The sequence below is a fragment of the Arhodomonas sp. KWT genome (genome assembly GCF_010993615.1).
The window spans coordinates 27,854-28,963 of sequence record NZ_WNXE01000027.1 but is presented as its reverse complement, the minus strand read 5'-3'; the positions used below and the strand labels follow the sequence as shown (position 1 = coordinate 28,963).

1 pseudogene is annotated in these 1,110 nt (G+C 72.6%); it reads right to left on the bottom strand.

Annotated elements, in window-relative coordinates:
• Nucleotides 1-1,110: pseudogene (locus G7A99_RS25300) on the bottom strand (type I-F CRISPR-associated helicase Cas3); the annotation flags it as partial.

The following is a 1,110-nucleotide window of genomic DNA, read 5'->3' as shown; positions in this document are numbered from 1 at the left end:
GGTAACACCAGCCCTGATCATTCTGCGGCACGGTCACCACGCCGAACTGACGCGCACACGCCTCCAGCGGCTGATCCAGGTCCTCCGCCAGGGCCGCGAGGGCGTCGAGGTAGCCGGCGCCGATCCAGGGCGTGATGCGCTCGCCCGGCACGCCCTCCAGGGTCGTGCGTTCCAGCCGGCCATCCGCCTCCAGATAGAGGGGGGCGCCCCGCCTGCCGGGCTCGTGCCACAGCTCCCTGAGGTGCCAGTGCTCGCCCGCGTCGTCGGGCATCAGCACCAGCTCGACCTCCTCCCGGGTCTGCCGCCGGAACGGCTGTTTGCGCTGGAGCACGCCGCTGAGGTCCGCGCGCGGGAGGCCGTACCAGCTCGCGGCGTTGAGCGGCGGTGTGGGTGGCGCCTTCATGGCGCGCCGCTCCCGCGCCGTCATGGCGCGGCCCGGCCCAGACTCGCCGGGCAGCAGGGCGGCACGCAGGCGGGCGTGCTCCAGGTCCACCAGGCTGTCGCGGGGGCGCAGCTCGCCGCGCTCGGTGATGCGCGGCCGTGAGTCCACCACCTCGTACTCGTCGGGCGCGAGCAGCTCGTGCAGGTCGTGACTGCTGAGCCGCCATCGCGCCGCGCCCTCGAAGCCGGGGTGCGTAAAGGCGACGTTGCCGGGGGTTTCCATGGCCTTGTAGTTGCTGGCCAGCAGGGCGATGTTCGCGGTTTCACAGGGGGCGACCCGGTGCCGCCGCACCCGGCCGGCGAGCTGGATGAGCGAGCGCATCGACGAGGGCTCGACCACCGCCCAGTCGTAGTCGTGGTCCCGGCCGACCTCCGTCACCGGCGAGCCCAGGACGACGAACAGCTGATCCGGCTCGTCGGCGCCGTCGATGCAGGCCCGCACCTCCGGGCGCTCGAACACGGCCATCTCGTCACGGCGATCGAGGGCACCATCCAGATGACGCTCGATGGTCGAGCGCATGACCAGCGGGAACTGCGCGTGATACACGCACAGGTGGATGCGGTGGCCCTCCGGCGCGCCGGCCGCCAGCAGCGCCCGGGCGACCTGCACCAGGGGCTCGATGTTCGCCATGCGGATCAGCCCGAAGCTCACCCGCCTGCCGCTGCGAG